The sequence below is a fragment of the Flavobacterium quisquiliarum genome, from assembly GCF_019308285.1.
GTDB classification, from domain to species: Bacteria; Bacteroidota; Bacteroidia; order Flavobacteriales; family Flavobacteriaceae; genus Flavobacterium; species Flavobacterium quisquiliarum.
The window spans coordinates 1-13263 of sequence record NZ_WWEM01000031.1 but is presented as its reverse complement, the minus strand read 5'-3'; the positions used below and the strand labels follow the sequence as shown (position 1 = coordinate 13263).

The following is a 13263-nucleotide window of genomic DNA, read 5'->3' as shown; positions in this document are numbered from 1 at the left end:
ATTAACAATATATGGCGTTTTTTATTCGATTTTGGGAAGAAATCTCTCTTGTTGTCAAGAGATTAGCTTCGATTTTGTCTATTTTCTTTTAATGCTGAAAATGTCTTAATGAAATTAAATTCCAGATAAAACAATATTATTCTTTTGAAAAAATCTGAAGTTTTATTTAGTATTCTTTTTCATTATTTCATCCATTACTCCTAAAATGATAGAACAGCCTTCGCGAATTTCATCTTCTGAAATAGTAAGTGGAGGTGTAATTCGTATCGCACATCCTTCAAATAAAAGCCAGAATAATATCAATCCTTTGTCTTGACAATTTAGAATGACTTCGTTGGTAATTTCAGCAGATTCTGTCATCGCAGCCAGCATTAATCCTTTTCCTCTAACTTCTGTTATCAAAGGATGTACCAAAAGCGATCTGAAGAGTTTTTCCTTCTCCAGAGTTTCTGCCATTAAATTTGTTTCAGTTAATTCCTGCAAAGTAGCTAAACAGGCTGACGCAATGACAGGGTGACCACCAAAAGTGGTAATATGACCTAGTTTTGGATTTTCGGTTAAAAGATCCATTCTTTCTGCAGATGCGGTGAAAGCTCCAACAGGCATTCCGCCTCCCATTCCTTTGCCCATTACCACGATATCGGGAATAACATCATAATTCTGAAAACCAAAAAGTTTTCCTGTTCTTCCAAAGCCTGGCTGGATTTCGTCGACAATCATTAAAGCACCAACTTCTTCGCAGCGTTTTTTGACTTTTTGAAGGAAGTTATTTTCGGGTTGAATAAAGCCAGCACCGCCTTGAATGGTTTCTAAAAGAATAGCGGCGGTTCGTTTAGTTATTTTTTGTAAATCTTCTTCGTTGTTAAAAGTGATAAAATCAACATCGGGAAGCAAAGGTCTAAATGCTTGTTTTCGTTCTTCAAACCCCATAACACTCATGGAACCCATGGTATTTCCATGATATGCGTTATGACATGAAATTAGCTGACTTCTTCCAGTGGTTCTTTTGGCTAATTTTAGGGCTCCTTCAATAGCTTCTGTCCCCGAATTAACTAAATAAGTTTTATTAAGTGATTCAGGCAGAAGCGAAGCCATCATTTTGCAATATTGAACGGCTGGACTCTGCGAATATTCTCCATAAACCATTACATGAGAATATTTGTCCAATTGATCTTTTATAGCTTGATTTACACGCGGATGCTGGTGCCCGAGTGTACAGGCTGAAACCCCTGCAACAAAATCTAAGTATTTTTTATCATTTGTGTCGTATATGTAAGAGCCAATAGCATGCGAAACTTCCATTCCTAAAGGATAGGGAGAAGTTTGTGCCTGGTATTTTATAAAATCTGGATTCATTTTTTTTTAAGCTTCTAAGTTACTAAGATGCTGAGATGCTAAGCCAAGTTTCGGTTTTCGGTCCCAGTATTCAGTTGTTTAGGGACTGAAAACTGTGACTGCGACCGAAAACTATTTTTTCTTAGGTGTTATTGCAGGTTTTACAGCGGGTTTCTTCTTGTCGTAATCTAAAGTTTCCTTCCTGACTTTCATTGGGACATTCTTACCTTTTTCTTCCTCGTCTTTCCCTTCTTTGATCAGTTTTTCATTCATTTCATTTTCTTCTGCGGTGAAAATGTCGTCTTTGGACTTAATACGTTCATTACCGCGCCAGACCATTCCTCGAAGCTTTCGTGCATTTTCTGGAAGCTCATCTTCAGGAAACATATCGCCGTCGACATTATTGAAGAGTGTAAGAGTTTCAATTTTATTGTTTTCCAAAATCAAATTGATTTTACTGCTTACGCTTTTATCAATTCCAACAAGTTCGTTTTGATCATTCCGGCTGTAATAAATAACCTCTGTATTTTTAATTATATCGACATCATGTAGTTTTCCATCCCGAAATTTTCCAAACAAATTGAGTCCCTTGACTTGATTATATCCGGCTCCGAGTGTATCTTTTGAGATGAGAAAAGTATTATTTAAAACTTTTAAAGAATCTAATTTTCGGGTATTATTATCACCAATTAGATGCATAACATCACCAGTAATCTGATTTTCTCCATTCCAAATAATCGGATTTCCAATTAATTTAGTTAAGGCTATTTTGGAATCAGAATGTATGGAATCACATTTTCCGCTCATATCAATTTTAAAGAAACGAACATTTTTATAGGCTCTTAAAATTCTTTCGCCTTCTTTTCCAGTAACCATTAATTTTTGGCCATGAATATAAACCGAGTCATTTTCAACTAAGTTAATGGCAACGGCTCTTTTAGTGACAAACATGGAATCTTTTAACTTGAAAAGCTCTGCGTAATGTCCTTTTACAATTCCTTTGTTAATAGAATCCGTAATTTTGACATTTCGTGTCGCCGATGCAAATTCGGTATTTCGGTTATAAAATAAACTGTCTCCTTCTATACGCCGATCGTCATATTTAATATACGATTTTCGGAGAAAATGGGCTAAGTTTTTCTTTGTGTCGTAAAAACCTTTTTCGGTATAAATGTAATTTTCTTTACTTGTAATAGTAGAAGGTCCAAGCAGATAAGTATGACCTGAATTGCTGTAATAATCCAAATGATTGGACTTGATTACATATTTAGGATTGGTAATAACTACTTCTGTGAGAAACTGAAACTTCTTTTGTTCGGCATAATATCTTCCGGATTTGCTTACCAAAGTATTATCCTTGTTTACAATAGTTCCTTTGGTGTTATAGAAAGCTTCCTGAACATTTCTGTCAAAATTAATCGTGTCAGTTCTCAATGTAGCATCTGGTGAAGTTAAAACGGCATCTCCTGTTGCAAAAGCTTTTTTTGCATTACCGCTATACTCTGCATATTTACTGTTTAAGAATAAAGTATCTCCCTGTACTAATTGTACATTTCCAAATGCTTTTAAATAATTCTCTTTTTGAAAAAAATAAGCTTTGTTGCAGGTAAGTACAACACCGTCATGATTTATTTTTACGTTTCCAGTTAGCAACAGAGCATCTGGTGCATTAACCTGATCTACATCAGAATAATCAGCATTCTCGATGACAATTGTTTTAGGTGTTTGTGCAGGTTTTTTTTTTGCTTGCGCGAAAGTGAATTGAACGCTTAAAAAAGACAGACAAATAAATATGAAAAAGAGTGATTTCTTCAACTGATTAAATTTTTGTCAAATTTATGAAAAAGGTTAGAACCTGTGGTGGATATTAGCATTAATTTATAATAAGTCATTAACAAGAAAATTGGAGTGAGAGTCATTATTTTATTTTTCAACAAAACATTGAACTCTCACGTTGTAGTTGTTTTAATTTAGTTCGAAAACGATGTAAATGAAAAAGAAATGCTTTGATTTTTAAAAAATGAGTTATTTTTAGAGACTTGTTCTGACGCCTTTATTGAGGTGTTTAGAATTTAAAACACTATATTTAGATTAACCCAATATATGATAAGCAAAAGATTAATTACAGCTGGAATTACATTAACTGTACTGTTTTCAGCATGTAAAACACAAGATTTAAAAATGAGTACAGCAAAAGAAGAGACTGCAGCAGAAAAGAAAGTTGTAGTTTATCAAGTTTTTACACGCCTTTTTGGAAATAAAAATCAAACCAATAAACCTTGGGGAACCATCGAAGAAAATGGAGTTGGAAAATTTAATGATTTTACAGATAAAGCACTTCACGAAATTAAAGATTTAGGTGTTACCTATATTTGGTATACTGGCGTACCTCATCATGCTTTGGTACGAGATTATACAGTTTACGGAATCTCAAATGATGATCCTGAAGTCGTAAAAGGAAGAGCAGGTTCTCCTTACGCCGTAAAAGATTATTACAATGTAAATCCTGATTTGGCTGTTGATCCGTCAAAACGTCTTGAAGAATTTGAAGCCTTAATAAAACGTACTCATAATGCGGGTTTAAAAGTGCTTATTGACATTGTTCCAAATCATATTGCGAGAAAATATAAAGGTAAATCCAATCCTGTTGGCGTAAAAGACTTTGGTGCGGATGATGATGTTTCAGTTGAATACAAACGAGATAATAATTTCTATTATATTCCAAGAGAACATTTTGAAATTCCTGATGGCGATATTCCGTTAAACGGAGAAAAAAATCCTCTTATTGATGGTAAATTTGATGAAAATCCTGCGAAATGGACAGGAAATGGTTCACGTAAAGTAAAACCAGATCAAAACGATTGGTATGAAACTGTTAAAGTGAATTATGGCGTTCGTCCTGATGGCAGTAAAGACTTTCCGGAACTTCCAGTTGGATTTGATCAGAAAAGTTATAAAGATCATTTTGCTTTTTGGCAGGATAAAGACGTGCCAGATTCTTGGAAAAAGTTCAGAGATATCGCTTTGTACTGGACAGCAAAAGGAGTGGATGGGTTTCGCTATGATATGGCCGAAATGGTTCCGTATGAATTTTGGAGTTATATGAACTCTTCAATTAAAATGAAGAATCCAAATGCTTTTTTATTGGCAGAAGTTTATAATCCGAATGAATATCGGAATTACATCCGTTTCGGAAAAATGGATTATCTATATGATAAAGTAGAAACCTACGATAAACTGAAAGATATTATTCGCGGAAAATCTTTTCCAGATGAGTTAAATGATATTCAGAAAAGAATGACAGATATTGAACATCATATGCTTCATTTTTTAGACAATCATGATGAACAACGCTTGGCTTCACCAGAATTTGCAGGGAGTCCAGAAAGAGGAAAACCTTTAATGGTCGTTTCTGCGACATTGAGCACTTCGCCAACTATGATTTATTTTGGACAAGAAGTAGGGGAGGCTGGAAATGAAGATGCCGGTTTTGGTAAACGCTCCAGAACCTCTATTTTTGATTATATCGGAGTTCCGAATCATCAGCGCTGGATGAATGAAGGAAAGTTTGATGGCGGGCAATTATCTGATTCAGAAAAAAGCCTTCGTGATTTTTACAAACGTTTATTGAATTTTACAATCAACAGCAGTGCTTTGATGGGAAGTTTTGAAGAAATTCAATCTGTAAACCGTCAAAATCCGAATTATGATGCATTACTATATTCTTATGTTCGCTGGTCAGAAAAACAAAAACTAATTGTAATTGCTAATTTCTCTTCAGAAAAAGAAAGTGAGTTTGATTTAATAATTCCTTCTTCTGTGATTTCAAAATGGAATCTAAAAGATGGTTCTTATGTGCTTATAGATAAATTATATTCAGTTAGCAAAACCTATCTTACCGTGAAAAATGGTGAAGGTTCGGCAAGATTTAAAATCAAACCTTCTGAATCGTTTATTTATGAAGTAAATTAAATCAATATATTTTTTTAAACTAAAACTTGCTTGGAGACTTATTGTTAGATCTAAGCAAGTTTTTTGTTTTAAACCTCTTTTAAAAATGTGAGAATTTCTTTGATTGAAAACTGCGCTCCGCAGACAAATTCGTCAGAAGCGCCATAATAAACGGTCAGGGTATCACCGTCAGGTTCTATAATATGACCATTTGTAAATACCACATTTCCGAAAAAGCCACTCAATTCATAATCTGTTGAGGGAAACATAATAGGAGCTTCGGTTCTTGAAATGACTTTGGCAGGATTTTCTAAATCTAAGAGAAAAGCACCCAGACAATATTGATGTGCTTCATTTGCTCCATGATAAATCTCGAGCCAGCCTTTTTCTGTTTTAATAGGTGCTGCACCGGCACCAACTCTTTTGCTGTCCCAATTTCCTTTTCTGGTTTTGATAATACATTGATGGTTTCCCCAATGAAGACCATCAGGAGATGAAGCAATCCAAATGTAATTTCCGCCAATATCAACACTGCTTGGACGGTGTAAGGCATAAAATAAACCGTTTATTTTCTCTTCAAAAATAGCGCAGTCTTTATTGTGAGGAGGAAATATCATTCCTTGTTTTTCGAAGTTTTTCCAGTCAGTTGTCGTGCGTAAACCTACACCAACGCCATTATTGGAGACCGAAGTAAAAGTCAGATAATATTTCCCTTCAATTAAAGAAACACGGCAATCTTCAATTCCGAAAGTTTCTAGTATGCCTTCGCCAACTAAAAGAGGATGGTTTTCAGGCTCGTAGAAACGTTTTCCATCTTCACTGCATAACAATCTAATATGAGATAAAGTAGTTAAGTAATCGGTTCGCTGATAATTAATAACGCGGGCATCAGTTGCTATAAGTTCGGGATGATTTTTTGGAATTTCAATGATTTGAATTGAACCCGTTTCGGTAAGTATAGGGAATGAAATACTATTTTCAGCTTGTTTTGGTCTCTCAGCAACTCTTACGGCCAGCCAGATTTTGTTTTCAAATTGAAATACACCGGGATTTAAAAGACAGGTGATTTCTAATCCTTCTCTGCTTGGAGGTAAATCTGATGGTGATAATAAAGGATTTTCTAAAAAACGATTGGCAATATCTTTCATGTTATTCGTGTTTAGAGTTACCCTTAAGGTATAAAAAAAAGCTGATACTTTGTTTGGTATCAGCTTTTTGTTTTATACTTTTTTGACCTTTTTAAGCGCTTCGACATAATATTCGTTCACTTTTTCCCAATTAATATGGTCATAAAAAGCGTCAATATAACTTCCCTTTCTGTTTTGATAATCCAGATAATACGCGTGTTCCCAAAGATCAATTCCTAAAATTGGTGTTCCTGGAATCAGAGCATTTTTCATTAAAGGATTATCTTGGTCTTGTGTCGTGGTAATCTGTAATTTTCCATAACGATCTACTACTAACCAAACCCATCCCGAACCGAATTGTTTCTCAGATTGTGCTTTAAATTGATTGGTTAGGTTGTTAAAAGAACCAAACTCTTTATTAATAGACCCCGAAAGCGTATCTTTTGGAGTTTGCTCTTTTGGAGTTAAAATATTAAAATAAAGTGTGTGATTGTAATAGCCTCCAGCGTTTTGACGAAGTTTAGCGTTATTTAAATCCATCTTTTTTAAAATATCCTCAATTGGCATATTTTCAAATTCTGTAGAAACAATTTCTTTATTGAAATTGTTTGTGTACGAAAGATAGTGTTTAGAATAATGCGTTTCCATGGTCAGTGATCTTATTGCGGGAGAAAGACCATCATAAGCAAAAGGCAGTTTGGTCATTTCAAAAGAACCGGGATCAGCTTTAACTTCATTAGGTGAACCTATGGTGATTTTCTCTTCTTTTGTTGGAAGCGGAACCTCAACTACTTCTGTCAGCTTGTCTTCTTTACAGGAAAATAATAGTAAAAATGAAGCTAAAGCAGTAAAAAGAACAACGTTTTTCTTCATAATGTTTTTATTTTGATGTTAATGAATTAATGATCTCAATGTAATTTTCTTTCGCTTCGTCTACAGATATATGACTAATCTGCATCCAAGCATTGGTTTTGAAAGCATCTCTCAAATCAAAATTTTCAGATTGATTGTAGACCGCAGTTCCAAAAGTAGCCTGTTTATAAAACGCGTAAAGCCTTAACTGCACATCTTGTGGCAGTGAAGCCTGAGTCATTGTCATAGCAATTTCTACAGCTTCAGCAAAACGAATATCTAAATCTTTATCAGCCATTTATGCCTTTGTAGCAATAATTGTTTTTCCGCCAATCGCTTTTTGGTTTAATTCAACGTTGATTGGTGTACCTAAAGGTAAAAATAAATCTACTCTTGATCCAAATTTAATAAAACCAGCATCTGTTCCTTGAACAACCTGCATTCCTTCTTTAGCATAATTTACAATTCTGCGGGCTAGTGCACCAGCAATTTGTCTGTATAAAATAGCACCAAAAGTTTCATTTTCAATAACCACTGTAGTTCTTTCATTTTCTTCACTAGCTTTTGGATGCCAAGCTACAAGGAATTTTCCAGGGTGGTATTTGCTGAATTTAATGATACCATCCATTGCGTAACGCGTTACGTGTACATTGATTGGCGACATAAAAATTGAAACCTGCAAACGTTTATCTTTAAAATATTCTCCTTCATAAACTTCCTCGATAACCACAACTTTTCCATCAACGGGAGCTAGGATGTGATCGATGTTTCTGATTGCAATTCTTTTAGGATTTCTAAAAAATTGTAAAATAATGATCAAAATCAAAACCGCCGCAAATTGAACAAGCATTCTAAGCCATGCAATATCAATGAATTTATCAGCAATTAAAAGTACAGCTACAGTAAATACAGTACCTAGTAAAATGGACGGGCCTCCTTCTTTATGAAACATAATATAAAATTTGATAAAATAAAAATATAATGGGTGCTACAAATATAACACTATCTAATCGATCTAAAATACCTCCATGGCCGGGCATTATCGAACCGCTGTCTTTTACGCCGGCAATTCTTTTAAATTTAGATTCAATCAAATCTCCAATAGTGCCAAAAACACTAACAATTAAAGCGATGATTGTCCAAATTAAAATAGACATATTGCTAAACTCAGGTTTAGGCTGAATGTAAAATTTAGAGATTAAAAATCCTGCTAAAGCAGCAAAAACTACACCGCCAAGAAAACCTTCAATTGTTTTTTTAGGAGAAACACGTTCAAACAATTTATGTTTTCCTATAGATTTTCCGACTAAATACGCAAAAGTATCATTGGTCCAAATTAAAACAAATAAGCCAATGATGATTTTAGGATTGTAATCGTTTGTTCCAAAAGAAATTTTAACAATAAATATAAATGGAAGTGTAATGTAGCCTAATAAATAAAGGTATTTAGAAGAAGTGCTTATCTTTTGAACAGAGTCATAAAACAAGAATATGATACATTTAATAGAAACTACAATAGTGATAGCTAACAGGATTAAATCCAGTTGTTTAATATTGGTTTCTAGACTTATATTTGAGTTAAACGAATCATTAAGGTATTTGCTCGTTTGTTTATTGTAATGACTAACGAGAATTGTTGATGTGTAAATGAGTAAACCGAAAAGAATAGAAAATACCTTATTTAGATTTACAATATTCGAAAATTCGTAAATTGTGATAATTAAGAAAACACCAAAAAGGATAATGAAGCTTTCAGTTGAAAACAGTATCGAACTTAATAATAGAGCGATATAAACAGCACCAGAAATGGTTCTCTTCAGCGTTTCGTTCATCTTAAAGGTCTTCTAAAAGCAATAAATAAAGATTTTTGGCAACACTTCCGTATTGCGTAAAGTCTTCTTCTTTAGCTTTTTCGAAATATTTTATTGTAGTGATGTTAGTAGGTATGTCTCTATCGTACTTGCGTTTTATAGCGCTAAGTCCATCACTCTTCATTGGAAGAATCTGGCTTGTTGTAGCTATAATGACAATATTTGCAGGTAATTCGTTTGGTTTATTTTGTCGAATTTGTTTAGATGAAAATAAGATAGAACCTTCGTCTGCTATAAGATTTTCACAGCTTGCTAATAAAAACTTAGGATTTGAAGGAGCAATGTAAAATAATTTGTTTTCGTCTAATAAACCAAATAAGGCAGGTTCATAGCATAAAACTTCTTGTTCGAACCAGTCATTTTCTTCTAAAATGTTTTCAAATTGTTCAGTAACCTCACTTTTGTTTTCACAGTACAAGAATTTACCACCATTTTTTTTAAAATTGAAAATAAACTGTTCGTCTAAAGATAAATGACTGTTTTGCGCAGAGGTCCCTGCATATTCGCTTTCGTTCTCTTCATCAGAAGGGGCTTCACTCGAGCCAAATATTTTTTTGAAAAAATTCATTTTTTATATGAAATACTTTACATGTTAATTGAAAACGTTCAAAGATAAAAAAATCTTAATTCAAAAGGGTGTTTTGAATTAAGATTTTGAAAAATTATTACGTATTTCGTAATTATTTATGAAACTACTTCCTCAAGATTTTTGTCAAAAGTTCGTTTTCCAAATATATTTTCTAAGTCATCTTTGAAAATTACTTCTTTTTCAATCAGAATATCAGCAAGTTGGTTTAACTTGTCTTTATTTTCTTCTAATATCTGAATTGCTCTTTGGTATTGACCTTCGATTAATTCTGAAATTTCAGCATCAATGATTTTTGCAGTTTCATCAGAATATGGTTTAGAGAAGTTATACTCACTTTGTCCAGTTGAATCGTAATAAGTAACATTTCCGATTTTATCGTTTAATCCATAAATCGTTACCATGGCACGAGCCTGACGTGTTACTTTTTCTAAATCACTCAAAGCACCGGTAGAAATTCTGTCGAAAGTTACTTTTTCAGCAGCTCTACCACCCATAGTAGCACACATTTCGTCTAACATTTGATCTGTTCTAACAATTTGTCTTTCTTCTGGTAAATACCATGCAGCTCCTAAACTTTGCCCACGAGGAACAATGGTTACTTTAATAAGTGGCGCAGCGTGTTCTAACATCCAACTTACAGTAGCGTGACCAGCTTCGTGAATTGCAATTGCTCTTTTCTCTTCTGGAGTGATGATTTTATTTTTCTTTTCAAGACCACCAATAATTCTGTCTACAGCATCAAGGAAATCTTGTCTGTCTACAGCTGGTTTGTTATTACGAGCAGCAATAAGTGCAGCTTCGTTACAAACATTAGCAATATCTGCGCCAGAGAAACCTGGAGTTTGTTTTGCTAAGAAATCTAAATCAAGACCTTCCACCTTTTTGATAGGAGCCAAGTGTACTTTGAAGATTTCAGCTCTTTCTCTAATGTCTGGTAAGTCAACAAAAATTTGTCTGTCAAAACGTCCTGCACGCATTAAAGCTTTGTCCAATACATCAGCTCTGTTTGTTGCAGCCAAAACGATCACATTAGAATTTGTGCCAAAACCATCCATTTCTGTTAGTAATTGGTTCAAAGTGTTTTCTCTTTCGTCGTTTCCGCCAGACATGTTGCTTTTTCCTCTCGCTCTACCAACAGCATCGATTTCGTCGATGAAAATGATAGCAGGAGATTTCTCTTTTGCTTGTTTGAATAAATCACGAACACGTGAAGCACCAACTCCAACGAACATCTCTACGAAATCAGAACCTGACAAAGAGAAGAATGGTACCTGAGCTTCACCAGCAACAGCTTTTGCTAATAAAGTTTTACCCGTTCCTGGAGGGCCTACTAATAATGCTCCTTTTGGAATTTTACCTCCAAGATTGGTATATTTTTCTGGATTTTTAAGGAATTCAACGATTTCCTGAATTTCTTCTTTAGCTCCTTCTAAACCAGCAACATCTTTGAATGTTGTTTTGATATCTGTTTTCTCATCGAATAATTTAGCTTTAGATTTTCCAATGTTGAAAATCTGTCCGCCTCCGCCAGCGCCTCCGCCAGACATTTTACGCATGATGAAAATCCATACACCCACAATGATGATGATAGGAAGTAAGCTGATTAAAATATCGCTCCAGTTATTTTTTTGAAGGAAATTAAAATCTTTTAGTTTGCCTTCGCTAACTGCTTTTTCTAGTTTCGTTTGAAAGATTTGATCATTACCAATTTCCAAAGTGTAATGTGGACCTTTGTTTGGTTGTTTGAAAATATCTTCAGCTACTTTTTTATTTGCTGGGTCTTTAAGAGCAGCTGCGTTTAAATATACTTCAGCTTCTGCTTTGTTGTAAACAATAACTTTTTCAATCTGACCTTTTTCTAGTAAGGTGTTGAATTTAGAAGAAGTTAATTGAGCAGGTTCGCTTAAGCTAGATCCTCCTGTGGCAAAACTTATGAATAAAAAAACTAAAAGTATTGCGGTGTATATTAACCAAGGACTTATTTTAAATTTATTCGGATTTGGATTATTATCTTTAGCCATTTAGTGAAAGTTTCTTTAGTATTTGTTTTCGATTGTAGTGATCTTAGCATCGCCCCAAAGGCTTTCGATGTTGTAATATTCGCGAATATGCTTTTGGAAAACATGTACCACAATGTGTACATAATCCATTAAAACCCATTCTGCGTTATCTGTTCCTTCTACGTGCCAAGGTTTATCTTTTAAGTCTTTTGATACTGTTTTTTGAATTGAGTTTACGATGGCGTTAACTTGGGTATTTGAGCTACCATTGCAAATTACAAAATAGTCGCACACAGCAGTATCTATTTCTCTTAAGTCAAGAATATCGATATCATTCCCTTTTACTTCCTCAATCCCTTTTATTATGTTCGCCAGTAGAACATCATTATTAATCGTCTTTTTCGCCATGAATTATTTTATATGTGAATTTGTAAAGTTACCAAATTTTGTGATTATTTTTGATCCTTAACAAAATATTAAATTAAGTTATTCAAATTATTTTAATGAAACTAATCAAACTCGATGCCATAGATTCAACAAATGATTTCCTGAAAGCCTTATCAAGTCAGGATGAACAGGAGAATTTCACAACGGTAACAGCTGAAAATCAGACAAAAGGAAAAGGCCAAATGGGAGGAAAGTGGAAGTCTGAAGCTGGTAAAAACTTAATTATGAGTGTATTGGTAAAGGATTTCTTGTTTGATAACGAACAGGTTTTTAATTTGAGTGTCGTGGTTTCTTTGGCTGTCAGTGAAGTCTTAAATTTTTTAAATATTCCTGATATCTGTATAAAATGGCCAAACGACATTCTGTCATACAATAAGAAATTGGTTGGCATATTAATCGAAAACACCATAAAAAGCGATGGCAGAATTGTGTCAGTTGTTGGAATAGGAATCAATGTCAATCAAACTGATTATACCGAATTTCCTAGCGCATCTTCTTTAGCAGTAATTTCAGGTAAATCTTTTAATAAAGAAGAAATCGCTTTTTTAATTGTAGAAAAAATAAAAGAAAATATTGAATTGTGGCAGACTTCCTCTCAAGTTTTATGGAAGAAGTATTTTAATTCTTTATTTAAAAAAGGAGTTCCGATGCCTTTTAAGAACCTAGAAGACCAAAATTTTATGGGAATCATTCAGGGTGTTTCTCCGACAGGAAAACTGCAGGTTTTATTAGAAGATGATTCTGTTGCAGAATTTGAGATTAAAGAAGTTAAAATGCTTTACTAAGTTACTAAGGTTCTGAGATGCTAAGATTTTTTGCCACAAAGACGCTAAGTCGCAAAGTTTTATGAATTAATCTGCTTAAATCTTTTTAAATCTGCGTGAAAAAATTCTGCGTGTTTATGGGAAATAAATCTGCTCAATCATCCAAATCTGTGCGAAATAAAAAAACTTTATGCCTTAGCGCCTTTATGGCAATGACGACAATAAAAAAAGCCTGATCGTTAAATCAGGCTTTTCATTTATAATGACTGTCTCGTCCTGAAATAAGTTGACATAAAATTGACTTATTTATGAATAATCCAGAATTTA

Annotated in this window: 12 protein-coding genes; 2 read left to right on the top strand and 10 right to left on the bottom strand. The window is 33.9% G+C overall.

Features of this window, described 5'->3' with window-relative positions; genetic code table 11:
• Window positions 1–162: 162 nt before the first annotated feature.
• Together GSY47_RS12420 and GSY47_RS12415 are read right to left on the bottom strand one after the other, a co-directional pair.
• Entirely contained in the window at window positions 163–1356 is a 1194-nt protein-coding gene (locus GSY47_RS12420; protein ID WP_179003988.1) for an aspartate aminotransferase family protein, read from the bottom strand.
• A gap of 111 nt (window positions 1357–1467) precedes the next feature.
• Window positions 1468–3150: an OstA-like protein gene (locus GSY47_RS12415; RefSeq protein ID WP_179003987.1), complete on the bottom strand. Its 1683-nt coding sequence runs from the start codon at window positions 3148–3150 to the stop codon at window positions 1468–1470.
• A gap of 288 nt (window positions 3151–3438) precedes the next feature.
• Between GSY47_RS12415 and GSY47_RS12410 the strand changes: the two genes are divergently transcribed.
• Window positions 3439–5307 (top strand): alpha-amylase family protein, encoded by a 1869-nt coding sequence (locus GSY47_RS12410; protein WP_179003986.1) that lies wholly within the window; start codon window positions 3439–3441, stop codon window positions 5305–5307.
• Window positions 5308–5375: 68 nt separating this feature from the next.
• Here GSY47_RS12410 and GSY47_RS12405 read toward each other — a convergent pair whose 3' ends face one another.
• The 8 genes from GSY47_RS12405 to rsfS form a co-directional block, all read right to left on the bottom strand.
• On the bottom strand, window positions 5376–6434 hold the full coding sequence (locus GSY47_RS12405) for a glycoside hydrolase family 130 protein (protein WP_179003985.1): 1059 nt from the start codon (window positions 6432–6434) through the stop codon (window positions 5376–5378).
• Between the two features lie 72 nt (window positions 6435–6506).
• A complete protein-coding gene (locus GSY47_RS12400) occupies window positions 6507–7286 on the bottom strand; it encodes a superoxide dismutase (RefSeq protein WP_179003984.1) in 780 nt (259 codons plus the stop codon).
• A gap of 7 nt (window positions 7287–7293) precedes the next feature.
• On the bottom strand, window positions 7294–7563 hold the full coding sequence (locus tag GSY47_RS12395; protein WP_179003983.1) for an acyl-CoA-binding protein: 270 nt from the start codon (window positions 7561–7563) through the stop codon (window positions 7294–7296).
• A complete protein-coding gene (locus GSY47_RS12390) occupies window positions 7564–8217 on the bottom strand; it encodes a phosphatidylserine decarboxylase family protein (protein ID WP_179003982.1) in 654 nt (217 codons plus the stop codon).
• Window positions 8207–9097 carry a phosphatidate cytidylyltransferase gene (locus GSY47_RS12385; protein ID WP_179003981.1) on the bottom strand — a complete coding sequence of 297 codons (891 nt, stop codon included), beginning with the start codon at window positions 9095–9097 and terminating at the stop codon, window positions 8207–8209. The genes GSY47_RS12390 and GSY47_RS12385 overlap by 11 nt, the downstream gene beginning before the upstream one ends.
• A 1-nt stretch (window position 9098) precedes the next feature.
• A complete protein-coding gene (locus GSY47_RS12380; protein WP_091491085.1) occupies window positions 9099–9704 on the bottom strand; it encodes a lactate utilization protein B/C in 606 nt (201 codons plus the stop codon).
• 116 nt (window positions 9705–9820) lie between these two features.
• Window positions 9821–11746, bottom strand: a complete 1926-nt coding sequence (gene ftsH / locus GSY47_RS12375) for an ATP-dependent zinc metalloprotease FtsH (RefSeq protein ID WP_179003980.1) — start codon at window positions 11744–11746, stop codon at window positions 9821–9823.
• Window positions 11747–11761: 15 nt separating this feature from the next.
• The gene (rsfS, locus tag GSY47_RS12370) at window positions 11762–12133 is read right to left on the bottom strand and encodes a ribosome silencing factor (RefSeq protein ID WP_007809313.1); all 372 of its coding nucleotides are present in this window, start codon (window positions 12131–12133) and stop codon (window positions 11762–11764) included.
• Window positions 12134–12228: 95 nt separating this feature from the next.
• Here rsfS and GSY47_RS12365 point away from each other — a divergent pair, with 95 nt between their 5' ends.
• Window positions 12229–12957 carry a biotin--[acetyl-CoA-carboxylase] ligase gene (locus GSY47_RS12365; protein ID WP_179003979.1) on the top strand — a complete coding sequence of 243 codons (729 nt, stop codon included), beginning with the start codon at window positions 12229–12231 and terminating at the stop codon, window positions 12955–12957.
• The last annotated feature ends 306 nt before the right edge of the window (window positions 12958–13263 follow it).